At 61.7% G+C, this 14345-nt stretch carries 10 protein-coding genes and 2 tRNA genes; 8 read left to right on the top strand and 4 right to left on the bottom strand.

Annotation, left to right across the window (positions count from 1 at the left end; all coding sequences use genetic code 11):
* Positions 1–346 precede the first annotated feature (346 nt).
* The 4 genes from AArc1_RS01805 (at position 347) to AArc1_RS01820 (ending at position 7322) form a co-directional block, all read left to right on the top strand.
* Positions 347–928: a carboxymuconolactone decarboxylase family protein gene (locus tag AArc1_RS01805; RefSeq protein WP_117362652.1), complete on the top strand. Its 582-nt coding sequence runs from the start codon at positions 347–349 to the stop codon at positions 926–928.
* A 346-nt stretch (positions 929–1274) separates the two neighbouring features.
* Positions 1275–2186 (top strand): universal stress protein, encoded by a 912-nt coding sequence (locus AArc1_RS01810; RefSeq protein WP_117362653.1) that lies wholly within the window; start codon positions 1275–1277, stop codon positions 2184–2186.
* A 625-nt stretch (positions 2187–2811) separates the two neighbouring features.
* Positions 2812–5817: a BGTF surface domain-containing protein gene (locus AArc1_RS01815; RefSeq protein WP_133412201.1), complete on the top strand. Its 3006-nt coding sequence runs from the start codon at positions 2812–2814 to the stop codon at positions 5815–5817.
* Between the two features lie 476 nt (positions 5818–6293).
* Positions 6294–7322, top strand: a complete 1029-nt coding sequence (locus tag AArc1_RS01820; protein WP_117362655.1) for a lysylphosphatidylglycerol synthase transmembrane domain-containing protein — start codon at positions 6294–6296, stop codon at positions 7320–7322.
* A gap of 53 nt (positions 7323–7375) precedes the next feature.
* On the opposite strand, the gene AArc1_RS01825 is transcribed toward AArc1_RS01820, so the two are convergent.
* Positions 7376–8320, bottom strand: a complete 945-nt coding sequence (locus AArc1_RS01825) for a phosphatase PAP2 family protein (protein WP_117362656.1) — start codon at positions 8318–8320, stop codon at positions 7376–7378.
* 475 nt (positions 8321–8795) lie between these two features.
* Positions 8796–8869 (bottom strand) — tRNA-Phe (locus tag AArc1_RS01830).
* A 209-nt stretch (positions 8870–9078) separates the two neighbouring features.
* Here AArc1_RS01830 and AArc1_RS01835 point away from each other — a divergent pair.
* Positions 9079–9525 carry a DUF7344 domain-containing protein gene (locus tag AArc1_RS01835; protein WP_117362657.1) on the top strand — a complete coding sequence of 149 codons (447 nt, stop codon included), beginning with the start codon at positions 9079–9081 and terminating at the stop codon, positions 9523–9525.
* A 264-nt stretch (positions 9526–9789) separates the two neighbouring features.
* On the opposite strand, the gene AArc1_RS01840 is transcribed toward AArc1_RS01835, so the two are convergent.
* Positions 9790–9863, bottom strand: a tRNA-Val gene (locus tag AArc1_RS01840).
* Between the two features lie 60 nt (positions 9864–9923).
* Between AArc1_RS01840 and AArc1_RS01845 the strand changes: the two genes are divergently transcribed.
* Together AArc1_RS01845 and AArc1_RS01850 are read left to right on the top strand one after the other, a co-directional pair.
* A complete protein-coding gene (locus AArc1_RS01845; RefSeq protein WP_117362658.1) occupies positions 9924–10415 on the top strand; it encodes a DUF192 domain-containing protein in 492 nt (163 codons plus the stop codon).
* Positions 10416–10485: 70 nt separating this feature from the next.
* Positions 10486–12441 (top strand): ABC transporter ATP-binding protein, encoded by a 1956-nt coding sequence (locus tag AArc1_RS01850; RefSeq protein ID WP_117362659.1) that lies wholly within the window; start codon positions 10486–10488, stop codon positions 12439–12441.
* 94 nt (positions 12442–12535) lie between these two features.
* On the opposite strand, the gene AArc1_RS01855 is transcribed toward AArc1_RS01850, so the two are convergent.
* A complete protein-coding gene (locus AArc1_RS01855) occupies positions 12536–12880 on the bottom strand; it encodes a DUF5789 family protein (RefSeq protein ID WP_117362660.1) in 345 nt (114 codons plus the stop codon).
* Positions 12881–13062: 182 nt separating this feature from the next.
* Here AArc1_RS01855 and AArc1_RS01860 point away from each other — a divergent pair, with 182 nt between their 5' ends.
* A complete protein-coding gene (locus AArc1_RS01860) occupies positions 13063–14319 on the top strand; it encodes an MFS transporter (RefSeq protein ID WP_394341277.1) in 1257 nt (418 codons plus the stop codon).
* Positions 14320–14345: the final 26 nt, after the last annotated feature.

Here is a 14345-nt window from a genome sequence, read left to right on the forward strand (position 1 = left end):
GTGACCGAAACGAACGGAACGACCGTGGTTCGATTCTCGCACCCGGACGTTCTGCAGCGACTGGCCCCTCGAATCACGGGAGCCCATGCGACAGATGCGAGACGATCGACGCGGATCTCCCAGGCTGGACTCGGTGTACTCTCACCCTGGTGGCCGTCTTCTTCCACGGCCCTCGAGCCCGACGCGGCCCGCGACCGCGTTCTCGAGTCGGTTCACTCGAGTTCTGGTGTCACGCTCTCGGTGAACGTCTGGATGAATGCTTCCACGTAGTGGCTGTGCGCGCGTGAGTCTGTGTGGTCCGCCGTCGGCCACCGACGCTTATCCTCTTCGAGCGAAATGAGGGCGTATGGCACGGATCGACTACGCCAACCCCGAGGGCCTGCCCGCCGAAAAACGTGACCTGCTCGACACGCTCTCCGATGCGGACGTCGACGACGACGAACGGAGCCACTCGCTCGAGGGTGGCACGCTCAACGTCTACCGGACGCTCGGGCGAACCGTCGCGCTGCTCGAGGGCTTTCGGGGGTACGGCTCGACCGTCTGGTTGGAAAGCGGTCTCTCACCACACGAGCGTGAGACCGTCATCCTCGCGACCGCATACTACGCCGACACGGCTTACGAGTGGCACCAGCACGTCCGTGTCGCGCTCGATGAGGGGATGGACCCCGAGGAAATCCTCGCTATCTCTCGAGAGGAACCCGATCGACTCGAGCCGGAACGGGCGGCACTCGTTGCCTACGTCGAGCGGTTCGTCGACGACGAGGTCGACGACGAGACCCACGAGCGACTGGCCGACCACTACGACGAGGAGACGATTCTCGGCGTCTGTGCACTTTCGGGCTGTTATCTCGGACTCGCACGGCTCCTCCAGGCGCTCGAGGTCGACCTCGAGAACGAGTTCGTCGGCTGGGATCTCGAGAACCTCTAATCTCGATTGCTGAGTCGCTCACATCGTTGTGCTGATCATACGGGTTACTGTGACGATTTACCGATGCAACCGCCGGACAGGTCGTGGGTGCGCCGGAAATGACTGACTGTAGTCCATCTCAGACGGTCGATCTCCGTCTGGCACGGCTGTTGTACCTGGCTCCCAGAGACTGCTTTCGGGTCGTTGCCTTCTGGGATAGTCGGACAGCGTTCCGTAGCACTCGATAGTAACTCGCCGAACAGCGTCTATTTTTGGTTTGTTCATCGGTTTTGAGACATTCATCGAGTCCCACCTATCGTCTCTCTGTTGTTAGTTTATTTTTACGCTCAGCGCGTATCGGCAGGGTATGGGCGACGTCCAGACGGTTATCGAGGATGAGACGGCGACCGACCGCCCGTACACGCTCGTCGTCGCCGTCTCGAATCCCAACCACGTCGAACAACTCATGCGGACAGCCGTCGACGTTGCGACCGATCGAGGTGGGGAAATTCGTGTCGTTAGCGTCGTCCACAAACACGCGAGTTCGCCGTTTTTACTCTTCTCGGACGATCGGATCAAACGGGAGTTCGCCGACGGACGGGCGTCGGTCCTCGAAGAAGCGGTCGCCGTCGCCGAGCGTGCGTCAGTCCCAGTCCAGCGCAGTCTTCTGGTCGGCAGCGACGTCTCCGATGCACTCCTCACCGCGGTCGAAGATGCCGACGCCGATGCACTCTTGCTCGGGTGGCAAGAGCGCGCTCGCCCCTCCGACATCGTCCTCGGAACGACCGTCGATCCTGTTCTTCGGCGGGCACCGTGTGACGTCTTCGTCGAACGGATCGGTACGACCACCGACACGGTTGACGACGTTTTGCTCCCAACCGACGGCGGCCCCCACGCCGAGGCCGCGGCCGACCTCGCGGCTGCTATCGCTCGGGCCAACGATGCGACCGTGACCGTCGCCTCTTATGTGCCACAGGACGCCACGGACCCAGATCGTGAAACCGCCCTTCGTCACGTCCACGAGGCCAGTGGCCTGCTCTCCGACGTGTCCACGAAGACCGACGTCCACGAAACGGACGCCGTCGCCGACGCTATCGTGGCGGCTGCTGCCGATCGGGATGTCGTCGTTCTGGGCGCGACCCGGGAGCGTCGCTTCCAGAACCGTGTGGTGGGCTCCGTCGCCGAAGCCGTCGGTCAGCGGGTCCCCGTCCCGGTCATCATCGCCAGGCGACGGACGGCGGGATCGCTTCTCGAGCGTGCCCTCGAGTGGTGGGGTTAGTCCGCAGTGTTCGGTGGGCCGATAGGGGCTGTCGCAATTCGGTATCGGTGATCGGGCCCTCGTTGGAGCGTCTACCGGTACCGGTGTAACGATTCGTCTGACGCAGTGGCTAGTTGCAATCGACCCGGAAGTAATCAGCGAGCTACCCTTGCGAAGCAACAACTAGACCGTTTGAAGGTTTTTCCGTCCGCAAGAGGCATCGACCAATCGTGATCCTAACAAGCCTGACAGGAAACAACCATTTCTATGAGTCTCCCGCATAAACTCGCTGCTTCTATGGCTCTGTCTTGAATTATGAATTACTAGAGGTCTGTTATTCAGACTCTTAATCGCCCATCCGGACGCTACTAAACGCTGTACACACGTGTATCGAGTTTATCAGCTCGGATACTATAAACATGCATATTTATCATGGGGTACGAATTACTCACATGATACCCCTTCCCGGGGCCGTCGGTGCTGACGATCCGTCGGTGAGGTGCTGACCGGTGTTTCCGCGTACCGCTCGCGAACTACCCTCTCCCAACAGACAATCCCCAAGACAACAATGAACGATACGAGGTCATATCACGACATGAGACGCGCGGTGGTTCTAGCTGCGATGATGACACTCTCGCTGGTGGCAATGTCCACCACGCTTGCCGGCGCTGCGGCGGCTTCGACTAGCAGTGAAGTCGAGTACGTTGACGCCTACAACTCGAGTGCAAGCGTCATCTTCCAGGGCCAAGACGTATATATCGTCGGTGAGGCGGTCGACGAGGACCCAGATGCAACCTTCCAGCTCCGTTCTGTCGACTCGTTCGATGGCGGGGACGTCGACAGCAGTAGCTTCGAAGAAGAACTGCAAGCCGAGTGGGTCGGCTACGACGAACTCGCTCTCGAGGTCGATCCGAGCGATACTGGGCTGCCAACATCGGAAAACCCCGACGACGACGATGACGTTTGGGCTATCGAAGTCGATACCAGCGGCCTCGACGCTGGTGATTACTTCGTCCGCGGTGGTGAACTCGAGTCCAGTCCAGCCCAGGAGGATACCTTCGAAGTGACCGAACAGGGCTTTAGTGCCACATTCGACGACGACGAAGTGACCGACGACGGTGCTGAGTCCACGACGGAACTCGATATCGACTCCGACCGCGGCACTTACTCGGTCACCGTGAGTGCCGACGGCGATCTCGACGACGACGAACTCCTTCGGACCGTCTTCGAAGAGTCCGATAGCGATGCCGGTGTCTTCTTCGCGGAGGTCTCGTACTTCCTCGACAACGCCTCCGACTCGGAGGTCGGCTACGATGGCCCGACCGACCTCGAGTGGGGTGACGACGACTACGGTGACGTCGTCGACGCGCTCCGTGCGGCTGGCGGTGTCTTCGAAACCGACGCCAACGATAACCCCGTTCTCGACGAGGACTTCGTCGACGACGTAACCGACAATAGCGACTATAGCGACGAAGCCGACGTCGTCGAAGCCGTCACCTTCGGTGACTTCGACGTCGGGCTCTGGGCGGCCGACGAGGACGACGCCGACGAGTCGATCGTCTTCGTCGAGCTATCCGACACCGACGCGGACGTCGACTTCGACGGCATCGACGACAGTGACTACACGTTCGAGTTCAGCGTGACCGATACCGCCGCGTCGGACGAGCAGGATATTTCCGTCCTAGACTCCGATGTCGAGGCGAACTTCGACGATAGCGTCTACACACAGACGGCTGGCGATCCGGTTCATCTTACGGTAGAGTTCGACGATACCGACGACGCCTATCTCGTCTTCGGTGACGAGGACGTTGGTTTCGTCGACATCGTCTACGTCGAAGACGACACCGGTAGCGGGATGGCCAACGTGACGCTCAACCCCCGACTGATGGGCATGGGTAACGGCTACGCGAGCGTCGACTCCGAGGACGAGGTGGTGAGCCTACTCGACGAAATCGACCTCGATAACCCCATCGAGTGGGTCGACAACCACCACCACACTGACGACGATCTTCCCGAGCCGTTCGATGACCTCGAGTTCTACGACGACGGCGACATGGACGCGACCGACCGGGTAAGCTTCGTCGAATTCCTCGAAGAGCTCGAGCTCATCGACGATCCGGTCGACCAGCCTCACGACCTCTTCGAGTGGGAAACCATTGATCCTGATACGGGCAATCCAGCCCCAGACGGTGTAGACGTGATCACTGGCGTCAACGAGGACACTGGCGACATCGCGTACAACCAGCTCGTGCGGCCGCTGCAGCCGACCGATTACCCGCTCGCGAGCACCGATGACGGTGTGCTCGTCGCCGACAGCGGTGAACTCGATGTCGACGACGAACTCGACGCGGCGAGAGTCGACCTGACTCAGCCCGGACTCGGCGAGGTCGAAACGATGGTCGCACCAGAAGACGATGCCGACGCACACGAACTCGAGGAGTTCCTCGATCCCGAGATCGAAGAGGCGACGCCGACGCCACGAACCGGCATCGCCGAAGATGACCGGCTGATCGTCCGGGCGGAAATGTCCGGTGTCTACGGCCTCATGGTTGGAATCGCTGACGAGGGCGATTACGATCCGTTGATCGAAGACGGGTTTAAGCCCCATGTGATCCACGAACTCAACGAGTACGACGGCGAAGGGGTCACGCTTGAGATCGAAGAAACCGAGACGACGGGCAACCAGGACCCGAACCGCGTTGACTTCGAGAACGCCGACAAGGACGAGGTCGTCGCCTTCGGCAACCATCTCGACGGTGAACTGTACATCGTCGTCGATACGAGCGCGTCTGATGCGTTCACCCGCGACTACGAGGACGGCGATACCTTCGAGGCAACGATCGAGTACGAAGCAGACACCGATGACAGCTTCTACTTCTACGGTCCGGACAGCCTCATCGAGCTCATTGCGGACAGGTATCCTGGCGGATACGATGTGACGCCTGATGGAATGCCGTGGCGAGGCGATGCGGGTGAGCACACGACCCGTGATCCAGCCTATCCGTACTTCGAACCTGGAGAGTCCCAGACTATCACTACCGAGTTCGATATGGTCGACCGAGACGTCGGGTTCCACGCACTCGACGCGGACGACGCCGTCCAGCTCGAGACCGACGACGAGGCCGTCGTCTCGGGCGAGACGAACGTTGCACCTGGTTCGTCCGTCGACCTTCGGATCAGCAACGCCGGAGAGACCGAGAGCTTCCTGTCAACCGAAGATGCGGCGATCGATACTGACGGGTCGTGGGCGTCCGAACCGTTCGATTTCGACGACCGTGAGGACGGCGACGAAGCGACGCTCGAGTATCGCGTGGGTGGCAGTGCAATTGCCGACACTGACGGAATTTTCGTCGAAGAACTCGAGTCCGTCGACCCGGCCGACGACACCGCCGACGAACCGACGGATGACGGCGCTGACGATACTGACGATTCCGAGGCTGCCGACGCTGACGATGCCGGTGATTCCGACGCCGACGCTGCTGACGACACGACGGATGACACCGTTGATGAGGTGACTGACGAGGCTGATGCCGATGAATCCGATGATACGGCCACAGAGACCGAGGGTGACGGAATCCCTGGATTCGGTCTTACGGTTGCGATCGTTGCGCTACTGGCTGTTGCCATGCTGACACGCCGTCGACAGCAGTAACCCACCACTCTGCTGGCACCTTTCTAATATTTTCGGTCCTACAGCCGTCGAAGCCGCTGTTTCCATTTCGTTAGACGGTACTTCGAACCCCGTCTTGGTCGGCGGCTGTGTGGCCCATGCCGATACGTTCCACGAACGCTTATCAGAATCGAGGAGAATACCTGGCCCCGTAGGATCAGGATGAATCGAGACGTTCGAGTCTCTAGTAACAACTGCAACGATTCACATACTGATCGTCGACCCGTCTGCCGATCAGGTTACACTGACGTGCAGTGGCTACTATACTTGCTCTCGCACCAGTTCGAGGGGGACTCGTCGTACCTACGCTGTCACGGAGAACCGAGGTGACATCGGCATTCGAACCGCGAGAGACGCTCGCATTTGTCTGACTTCGAGGAGACCAACGGGAGAAACGCGGATGTCGCCGTAGACCTGCCCATTCAAGTGAATAGAATCGGAAGACGAATAGACGACTGATGAAGAAACAAGCCGCCGTTGCGTTGGTAATTTCCCTGCTGTTGCTCGTTCTGTTCGTCGCCGTGGTCGGGTGGGAGGCCGTGTTTGCGGCACTCGGGCGTGCCACCGTTCGAATCTATGCCCTGGCGTTCGTTGCGACGCTCGCTTGTCTTCTCTGTCGCACCCTAGTGTGGCACCGAATGCTGTCAGTCGTCGACCGACCGCGACCGTACTGGCTCGTCGGCGGCCTGTTTCTCACCGCGATGTTCGCAAAGTACGTGGCGCCGTATGGCCAGGTAACCTCCGGCGTCGGCGTCGCTGCAGTCGTTAGCCGATACTACGATTCGGCATACGAGGAAGCGCTCGCTGCGGTCGCGAGTGCAGATTTCCTCAACTACGTCCCGTACTACACGTTCGGTTCGATCGCGCTGGGGTACGTCTTCTTCGTGGATGCCCCTCCGATTCCCCTCGAGCAACACGCCCCGGTCGTCGCTGCGCTCGTCGTTGCCGTCGTCGCGTTCGTCGCCGTCGTCCTGTTCCGTCGGGAACTGCTGCTCGAAGCGATCGTGTATCTCGCGTCCGCGATTCGACCCGTCCTCGAGCGTATTGCGCCACAAAAAGCCAGCCAGTTCCGTCGTGAAAACGTCATCAGTCGATTCGAGGGATTCTACGGGACTCTCGATGTCGTCTCTCACGATCGTCGGGCGATGGTCATCGCGCTCGGCTATGCACACGCAGGTTGGCTCGCGTTCGCGGGTGCGCTCTACGCGTCGGCCGCAGCAGTCGGATCGCCGGTCACGTTCGCCGTTGCGATGGCGGCCGTCGCACTCAGCAAGGTCGGATTTCTGGTTCCCACTCCCGGTGGCCTGGGCGGAGTCGAGGCTGCCTTGGCCGGCGTCCTGATCGTTCTTTCCCCGATGAGTAGTGCCGTTGCACTCGCCGTTGCGATCCTCTATCGGTTTGCGACGTACTGGTTCACGATCCTCGTCGGCGGCGTCGCCACCATTGCGTTGACACTGGCTGATCCGCTCCCCCCTGAAGCGGGTTGATCGATCCTCGGTGACGGGCACAACCCGTGGTTGCAGCCGTTCATGTCCGATACTCAGTCGTCGTCCGGAGCTCCGTCGATCGTTCGATTGGCGAACGGGAGCCGAGACTGGAGCTGTCTGACGACCGGGCTATCTTCGACGGCGATTGCAAGCCACGGGAGGACCAATACCGCGACGGTCAGCACGGCGTATCCGACGACCTCGGCGAGAAATACGACGGGACTGATCGTCCCACCGGGTGCTGTCAGGCCGAGCTGGAAAGAGACGACGCGAAGCGACGCGATACCGACGACGGCGACGACCCCGAGTACGAGGACTGCGGCACCGCTCTGTGTGGCCGGTCGGTCTTTGACGTAGTGCCAGCCGATCAGCCCGCCGATCGAGGCCCCGAGTGTTAGGCTCACGAAGACGCGAGAACCGAGTACCACCGCCAGGCCGGCGATGACGACGGCGAGTGCGAACATCGGGCCGGGCTCGAACAGCCCTTCCTTGCGGGTCCACACGCCGATCCAGACCAGTCCGAGGCCGAAGAGCACTCCGACCACGACGTCTCCGGGGTAGTGGACGCCGATCACTACCCGCGAGAGCGCGACGATCGTGATTACGCTCCCGGCCAGCAAATAACGGCGCCGACGCGTTCCCCACTCCATGGTCACTGCTAGAGCGCCGTAAAACGCTGCACTCCCCATCGCGTGGGCGCTCGGAAACGAGTAACCCGGATATCCCGCCGGCGCGAACGCTACCTCCGGTCGGGGGAGCTGTACGACGCCTTTCATTCCGGCCGAGAGCGCCAGCGCCGCGACCCCGACAGCGATCACGAACGCTCGGTCTCGCCGGCTCTCTAAGGCACCGAACCAGTAGATGAGCACGCCCAGAACGAGCAACACTGCTCCGTCTCCGAGGTGAGTGAGAAGTGCAAGCGCGGTGATGAACGGCTCGAGTAACTCGCGAACCGATTCGTTGACCGACGAATCCCAGAGCAGCTCGAACCTCTTCACAGTGACTTCACCGACGAATGCACGACGAAAAAGAATACCGTCTTGGATCGTTCGGGAGAGTTATACTGTCGGACAGAAGTCACTGAAGCGCATTCGCCGGACGGACGCGGCGAACGCTCACCGTAGTTCTGCCCGACAGTGTTAGGAGCGTTCGCTCACAGACCGTCCCTCGATCCGATCGCCATCCTGCTGGAGTGGTCGCTTCTCGGCAGCTTCGTGTCCACAGTACCCGACTTCTCGAGAGCGTAGCGAGCGGGACCGGGGACAGCTTGACCGTCGGTCGAGCGCTCCCGTTGGAATAGAGATCGTGTGGAAACCCCATGCCACCTCCCGAATTTGAACCTCGCCGAGACAGTTGTGCTCGCTCATCTCCTTCGTTGTACGCACTGTAACTCGTCTGGTTCAACTCCGCTCGAGAGCAGGTCTGTGACTCACGAACGACTCGCTTCGCTCGTCGTCTTGTTCGTCACAAAAGTGCCGCCTCCCGGATTTGAACCGGGGACAGCTCGATCTTCAGTCGAGTGCTCTCCCAGTCTGAGCTAAGGCGGCTCACCTACATCTCCGTCCATGGTATAAAAAAGGATTTCGAATCGGAACGCATCGCTCAGACGTCACGACCCGTCAGTTGTGGGGCATACGAAGACTCAACAGCCGAGTAACGGATGGATACAGTTCGCGTAGCGTTCGGTGGCCTGTGCTCTGTTGGATTTACGGATATTCAAGACACCCTTTTCCGCGCTGGCGAGTAACATCGTGTTATGGGGGCACTTACCTCGAGCCAAGGTGAGCAAGAACTCTCGGCCGACACCATCCTCGAGTTACTTGCGAACCGCCGCCGCCGATACCTGTTGTACGCACTGCGTGGCCGTGAAGAGCCGATCGAACTGTCGAAACTCGCCGAGCGCGTCGCCGGCTGGGAACACGACGTCCCGCCCGACGAGGTGGCCCAAAACGAGTACAAGAGCGTCTACGTCTCGTCGGTCCAGTGTCACGTCCCGAAATTGGCCGATGCAGGCGTCGTCGACCACGACGAGGACAACCACACTGTCATCCTCGGCGATAACTTCGGCCAACTCGAGCCCTATCTCCGCGTCGTCGTCCGCGACGAACCCGAAAACTCGACGCTACACGCGGCCCTCGAAGCTGAATCCGGCGACGGATTTTTCAGCCAGATCAGGGAGAACGTCGCCCGACTCAAGCACTGACTACTCCGTGCAGTGGCAAGCGTCGGCGTGATAGTGACCGATTGGGGCCGACGAATCGTCTCGACGATTCGGTCATCACGCCCCTCGCTCGAGTCATTGCTCGAGACGGGTCTTGGGGCTCGACTCAGTGACGGTGTGGGCTCGGGCGGATTCGAACCTCGTCCAGACGGTCGGCCTCACTCCGTTCGGCCGCTGCGACTGGTCTGGTTCGAACCGTCTTCGGTCCACGTACCTGCTGCTCGCGGGGTTGCTCACAGCAGGAAGTGGGCTCGGGCGGATTCGAACCACCGACCTCGGCCTTGTAAAGGCCGCGTCATAACCAACTAGACCACGAGCCCGTACGTCGACTGAGTGGCCCCGTCCGAATAACCTTTACTTTCTCACATCGCAGTCTGCGTATGGTTCTCGAGCGGGTCTGGAAGGGGCTTCTCCTCCTCGTCGTGATCTCGATCGTCGGCCTTCTCTTCGTCCAGGCAGGGTTCGTCTCAGCGCCGTGGGGCGAGGATCGGGCCGAGGTGTGGGTACTCGACGACGCGGGCGAGCGGAAGGCCGTCGTCGATGCCGAGGTCGCCGACACCTGGGGCGAGCGTTACACCGGCCTGAGCGAACACGAGTCGCTCGCCGAGGGCGAGGGGATGCTGTTCGTTCACTCGAGCGAGGCCGAACGGACGTACGTGATGCGCGAGATGGCCTTCGACATCGACATCATTTTCATCGATGCGGAGCGGGAAATCACGGCGATCGAGCACGCTCGCGCACCCGAACCCGGCGAGGACGGCGATGATCTCGAGTACACCGGACAGGCACAGTACGTCCTCGAGGTGCCACGCGGTTACGCGAACGAGACGGGGATTGCCGCTGGGGACGCCGTCGAGATCGAGTACCAGTGACCCGTCCCGATCTGTGGCCGTGTTGCTTCGTCACGAACACTTATTTACGACGCTCCCGGAGGCGAACTTGATGGACGGCGTCGACTGGGAGAAAGACGATCCGTTCGAAGAGCAACGCGAGCGCGTCGAGAGTCCAATGCGCCGACTCATCTTCGAGTACGGCCGTCCCTACTGGTTTTCGGTGTCGGTCGGACTCATCTCGAGCGTGCTCGCGCGGGCGCTGGATCTGTTGCCGGCGCTGTTGCTCGCGGTGGCGATCGACGCGATCTTCGGCGACGCCGTGTTCGCCGAGCAGGTGCCATTGTCGGTGCTTCCGGAGGCGTGGTTGCCGGCGACCCAGGATGGCCAGTTCTGGTTCGTCGTCGCGGCGATTGCGGCCTCGTTCGTTTTCGGGGCGATCTTTCACTGGATACGCAACTGGGGATTCAACGCCTTCTCACAGAGCGTCCAGCACGACGTCCGGACGGCCACCTACGACAAGATGCAGCGTCTCGACATGGAGTTTTTCGCGAACAAACAGACCGGCGAGATGATGTCGGTGCTCTCGAACGACGTCAACCAGCTCGAGCGGTTCCTGAACGAGGGGATGAACTCCGCGACCCGGCTGGTCGTGATGGTCGTCGGAATTACGTTCTTGTTGTTCTGGCTCGAGCCCCAGCTCGCGATCGTCTCGCTCGCGCCCGTGCCGCTGATCGCGGCGTTTACCTATCTCTTCGTGAAGAAGATCCAGCCGAAGTACGCGGCCGTTCGCTCGTCGGTCGGGAAAGTCAACTCCCGACTCGAGAACAACCTCGGCGGGATCAACGTCATCAAGTCCTCGAACACCGAGTCGTTCGAGTCCGGCCGCGTCGAGGACGTCTCGCGGAAATATTACGACACGAACTGGGAGGCCATCTGGCTGCGAATCAAGTTCTTCCCCGGACTGCAACTGATCTCCGGGATCGGCTTCGTCCTCACGTTCGTCGTTGGCGGCTACTGGGTGTTTACGGAGACGGCCCCCGGACCGCTCACCGGTACCCTCCAGACCGGCACGTTCGTCGCGTTTATCCTCTATACGCAGCAACTCGTCTGGCCGATGGCTCAGTTCGGCCAGGTGATCAACATGTACCAGCGTGCCGAAGCCTCGAGCGAGCGTATCTTCGGCCTGATGGACGAGGAGGGGCGGATCGAACGCGACGCCGAGGCCGACGCGCTCGAAGTCAGCGCGGGACGCGTCGAGTACGACCAGGTGTGTTTCAGTTATGATATCGACGCCGGAAATCTGGTCATCGACGACATTTCCTTCGAGGTGGAGGGTGGCGAGACGGTTGCGCTCGTCGGGCCGACGGGCGCTGGCAAATCCACCGTTCTCAAGCTCCTCTTACGACTCTACGACGTCGACGAGGGAGCGATCTGCATCGACGGCCGGGACGTCCGAGACGTCTCGCTCTCGAGTCTGCGTCGCTCGATGGGCTACGTCGGCCAGGAGTCGTTTCTCTTCTACGGCACCGTCGAAGAGAACATCGCCTACGGCTCGTTCGACGCCTCCCGCGAGGAAATCGTCGCCGCGGCAAAAGCTGCAGAGGCCCACGACTTCGTCCAGAATCTGCCCGAGGGGTACGACACGATGGTTGGCGAACGCGGCGTCAAACTCTCGGGTGGCCAGCGCCAGCGCGTCGCCATCGCCCGTGCGGTGCTCAAAGACCCCGACATCCTCGTGTTAGACGAGGCCACGAGCGACGTCGACACCGAGACCGAGATGCTCATCCAGCGCTCGATCGACGAACTGACCGAGAACCGGACCACGTTCGCCATCGCCCACCGGCTCTCGACGATCAAGGACGCAGACCAGATCCTCGTCCTCGAGGGCGGCCGGATCGTCGAGCGTGGGACTCACGCGGAACTGCTCGAGGAAGACGGCCTCTACGCCCACCTCTGGGGGGTGCAGGCCGGCGAGATCGACGACCTCCCACAGGAGTTCATCGAGCGTGCCCAGCGGCGGCAGGCGCGGACGGAAGTCGATATCGACGCGACCGACGACGACTGATTCGCTACGGTAGAACGATATAGGGGTACAACCACGACCCGGCCGGTATTTCGACGGCAGTGAGGTATCGCAGCTCGGCTGCCCGGACTCGAGCCTAGAACGACTCCCGTTCTTCCTGTCCTTCCTGGTCGGGCGCACCCTCATCCTGACGCTGTTCGCCCACCGCGGGCGGTGTCCGATCGCTGTAGTTCTTCCGTCCGATCGCCTCGTCGCCGACCATGTTCATGATCGCCCCTTCGACTTCGCCGTAATCTCGGTACTCGTCCTCGCCCAGCGGCCCGATGAGTTCCTCGAGCGTCATCTCGGTTCCCTCCATCTCGATCTCCTCGTCGCCGTACTCCTCGAGGAGTTCGTCGTGGCCGAGCGGATAGTCCGCTGACTCGAGTCGGCTACCGAGGCCTCCCAGTTCGACGCCGCGTTCGCGATTGTCGTCGGTCATACGCGCCGTTGCCGGGCGCGGCCGGAACCGCTTCGGCCTGCCCTCGCGGGGTCGGCTCCCCCTCGAACCGAAAGAGTCAATCTGGTGGCCAAACGGGTCGGTGACATGTCACACAACCGGTCGCCGCTCGGGGACTACCCCTGCTGGCGACGGGCGGATCGGACGCGCTCGAGGTGGTCGCGCTGAACGCGAACGATCGGTCGATCACCGGATTCGTGATGGTCGCTCACGGGCTCGTCCACACCTACGAGCTCTCGATCCCGATCCTGATGACGATCTGGCTGCTCGAGTTCTCGGTCACCGCGGCGGTGCTCGGTGCTGTCGTCACCGTCGGCTACGGGCTGTTCGGCGTCGGCGCGCTGCCCGGTGGCTTGCTGGTCGACCGGTACGGGTCGCGGCCGCTGATCGTCTGGTGTCTCCTCGGCATGGCCGTCTCGTTCGTCTTGCTCGGGCTGTCGCCGAACGTGGTGACGATTGCACTCGCACTCGGCGTCTGGGGCATCGCTGCGAGCGTCTATCACCCGGCGGGACTCGCCCTGATCAGCAACGGCGTCAGGGACGACGTCCGCGGGACGGCGTTCGCCTATCACGGGATGGCCGGCAACGCCGGTATCGCGTTCGGCCCGCTCGTGACCGCGGTGTTGCTGCTCGCGTTCGACTGGCGGCTCGTCGTCACTGCACTCGCAATCCCCGCGTTCGTCGCCGCCGCTGCTGGCCTCCTCGTCGACTTCGATGAGTCCGCGGCGATCGACTCGAGCCAGGTGGACGACGAGTCGTCGATCGACTCGCTCGCGGCATTTCTCGGCGGCACCCGTCACGTGTTCACCGCCGGTTTCGCGCTCGTCTTCGTGATCGTCATGTTCAACGGCCTCTACTACCGGGGCGTACTCACGTTCCTCCCGGAGCTACTCGACGACTTCCTCACGGCGTTGCTCGGCGACGTCGGCCTCGAGTTCTTCGGCCCCGACAGCCCGTTCGCTGAGGAGTTCGACCTCGCACAGTACGTCTACGTCGGCCTGTTGACCGTCGGGATCGGCGGTCAGTATCTCGGCGGAAAGCTCACCGATCGAATGCCACCCGAACGTGGCGTCGCCATCGCCCTCTTCATCCTCGTCGCGATCGCGCTCGTCTACGTGCCGGCAGCCGAGGCAAGCCTGCTCACACTCGCTGCTGCGAGCCTTGCGCTTGGTTTCGTCCTCTTCGCTCTCCAGCCACTCACCCAGGCGACGATCGCGAAGTACTCCCCACCCGACTCCCGGGGGCTCTCTTTTGGCTACACCTACCTCGGCATCTTCGGCGTCGGTGCGCTGGGGGCTACCGTCGTCGGGGCGGTCCTCACCTACGCTTCGCCGCTCGCCGTCTTCGTCGTCCTCGCCGGGTTCGCCGTCGTTGGCTGTTCGCTTGCCACCGTCCTGGTTGCTCGAGGCGGCTTTCACTGATCGCCTGGCGATGCTTACAAGGACTG

The organism is Natrarchaeobaculum sulfurireducens, assembly GCF_003430825.1.
In the GTDB taxonomy this organism is placed as follows: domain Archaea; phylum Halobacteriota; class Halobacteria; order Halobacteriales; family Natrialbaceae; genus Natrarchaeobaculum; species Natrarchaeobaculum sulfurireducens.